The following is a 2494-nucleotide window of genomic DNA, read 5'->3' on the forward strand; positions in this document are numbered from 1 at the left end:
CGCGGGGCGGCGCGGTCGGTGGACGCGGCGTGGTCCATGGCGGTCGGTCAGGACGTGCTGTATCCGGGGGTGCGCGGTGGGCGGCCGAGCCTGGCCGACCGGGCGGTGACGGCGTACACCCGGCGCATGATGAAGGCGGCCACCGGCTCCTACGCGGCGGCGTCCGCGATCTGGGACGTCACCAGCATGCGCACACCCCCGACCCGGATGTTCCACCCGGGCGCGGTCCTGGCCGCCCTCGCGGGATCCCCGCTGCCCCCGTCGACGGAGCCGCCGTTGACGCCGGGTGAGCGGGAGGTGCTGCGAGGGCTGGACCGTACGGGGAGGTGAGGGGCGTCGGCGATCGGCCGGACGCCCCTGGCGGAGGGACGTCACCCCGCGAACGCCGGCTGGGCCACCCCCTTGCCGAGGCCCGGGATCACCAGGAGCGACCCGGCCAGGGGGTGCGGGGCGGTGAGGCCGGCGCGGGCCGTGGTGATGTAGAGGTCGGTGAGGGCGGGGCCGCCGAAGGCGCAGGCGGTGACGCGGGGGACGGGGAGCGGGATGACGCGGTCCAGGGTGCCGTCGGGGGTGTAGCGCCGGATCGCGGCGCCGTCCCACAGGGCGACCCAGACGCAGCCGTCGGCGTCGACGGTGAGGCCGTCGGGGTAGCCGGCGCCCTCCTCGATCTCGGCGAGGGCGCGGCGGCCGGAGACGGCGCCGGTCGCCGGGTCGTGGTCGAAGACGTCGATACGGCGGGTCGGGGTGTCGATGTAGTACATACGTCGGCCGTCGGGGCTCCAGCCGGTGCCGTTGCTGACGGTGACGTCGTCGAGGACCGTGGTGACCCGGCAGTCCGGGGTGATCCGGGACAGGGTGCCGCCGCCGGTGGCCTCGTCGTAGCGCATGGTGCCGGCCCACAGGGAGCCGTCGGGGGCGACGGCGGCGTCGTTGGCGCGGCGGCCGGGGACGGGTTCGCGGTGCAGCCAGCGGAAGGTGTCGTCGGGGTCGAGCAGGCCGACGCCGTCGCGCAGGTTGAGGACGAGGCCGCCGTCGGTGCGGGGCTTGACGGCGCCGATGTGCTGCTCGGTGCGGCGCAGGGTGCGCCGGCCGGTGGCGGGGTCGTAGGTGTGGATGCGGGAGGAGAGGATGTCGATCCACAGCAGGCGCCCGGTCGCCGGGTCCCAGGTGGGGCCCTCGCCCAGGGTGGCCTCCGCGTGGACGGCGACCTCGTACGCAGGGGTGTTGGTCATGCGGCGCTCCGGTGGCCGAGGCGTTCGGACAGGTCGGCGGCGCCCTTCGCGGCGAGCTGCTCCAGTTCGGCGCGGCGCTCCTCGCTCCAGCGGATCATCGGCACCGAGATGGACAGCGCGGCGACCACCCGGCCGGTGCGGTCGCGCACCGGGGCGGCGACGCAGGAGACGTCCGGGTTGGACTCGCGGGACTCCACGGCGATGCCGCGGTCGCGGATCTCGGCGAGGGCCTCGCGCAGGGCGGCCGGGTCGGTGATGCTGTTGGGGGTCATCGCGGCCAGTTCGGCGCCGTCGGGGATGCGGGCGGCGAGCTCCTGCTCGGGAAGGGAGGCCAGCAGCATCTTGCCGACGGAGGTGCAGTGGGCGGGCAGCCTGCGGCCGGCCGCGGACACCATGCGTACGGCGTGGGTGGAGTCGACCTTGGCGATGTAGATGACGTCGGTGTCCTCCAGGATCGCCACGTGCACCGTCTCGTCGCAGGTCTCGGCGACGGTGCGGGCGACCTGCTGGCCCTCGGCGGCGAGGTCGAGGTGCTCGGCGTAGCGGGCGCCGAGCTGGTACGGCCGGACGCCGAGCCGGTAGCGTCCGGGCTGGCCGGCCACCGGGACGATGTACTTCCGGGCGGCGAGCGTGGTCACCAGCTCGTGGACGGTGGTGCGCGGCAGCTGCAGCTTGCGCACGATGTCGGGGGCGGAGAGCGTGCCGTCCCCGTCGAGGAAGAGCTCGAGAATGTCGAGAGCCCGGGTCACGGCAGGTACGAGGCGTCCCACGACCGGCCCCCTCCCTGTGAGTTCTAGCCTGTTCGATATTTCAACAGACGATCGGAATGACGAACATAGGCTAGCCACAGTGCGTCGGCGCGGGCAATGGGTGCGCCCCCGGCCGGGGCCGGAGTGCGGCCTGATGCTCCCGTGATCGTGGGGATAGGGTGACGCCGTCTGATCACCTTCATGCTCCCTGGGGGGGGAGCCTGCTGAGCTGTGGAGTGGTGAATGAAGTACACGTCTCCTCGCCGTGCCCGTCTCAGACGCGGTGCGGCCACCGTGGCCCTCGTCGCGCTGGGCGCGACGGGTGGCTGGGCGCATACGCCGGCCGCGGCCGCCGACGCGCCCACGGGCACGGTGTGCACGCCGACCGAGGGCTTCGTCGGCTGCCGCCTGTTCGTCCCGCCCACGACCGCGGGGGCCAAAGCGGCCTTCACCGTCCCGGCGAACGTGGACGCGCTGGACGTGCGCGTCTGGGGCGAGGGCGGAACCGGCGGC

The 2494-nt window shown here is 74.2% G+C and carries 2 protein-coding genes and 2 pseudogenes; 2 read left to right on the forward strand and 2 right to left on the reverse strand.

Going from position 1 to position 2494, the window contains the following annotated elements:
* Positions 1 to 330: pseudogene (locus tag N4P33_RS34565) on the forward strand (pyridine nucleotide-disulfide oxidoreductase); the annotation flags it as partial.
* Between the two features lie 41 nt (positions 331 to 371).
* Here N4P33_RS34565 and N4P33_RS34570 read toward each other — a convergent pair.
* Positions 372 to 1232 carry an SMP-30/gluconolactonase/LRE family protein gene (locus N4P33_RS34570; RefSeq protein WP_260830869.1) on the reverse strand — a complete coding sequence of 287 codons (861 nt, stop codon included), beginning with the start codon at positions 1230 to 1232 and terminating at the stop codon, positions 372 to 374.
* Positions 1229 to 2002 (reverse strand): IclR family transcriptional regulator, encoded by a 774-nt coding sequence (locus tag N4P33_RS34575; protein WP_260830870.1) that lies wholly within the window; start codon positions 2000 to 2002, stop codon positions 1229 to 1231. The genes N4P33_RS34570 and N4P33_RS34575 overlap by 4 nt, the downstream gene beginning before the upstream one ends.
* 222 nt (positions 2003 to 2224) lie before the next feature.
* On the opposite strand from N4P33_RS34575, the pseudogene N4P33_RS34580 reads away from it, so the two are divergent.
* Positions 2225 to 2494, forward strand: a pseudogene (locus N4P33_RS34580) (hypothetical protein); the annotation flags it as partial.

Source organism: Streptomyces sp. 15-116A (genome assembly GCF_025290915.1).
Classification (GTDB): Bacteria; Actinomycetota; Actinomycetes; order Streptomycetales; family Streptomycetaceae; genus Streptomyces.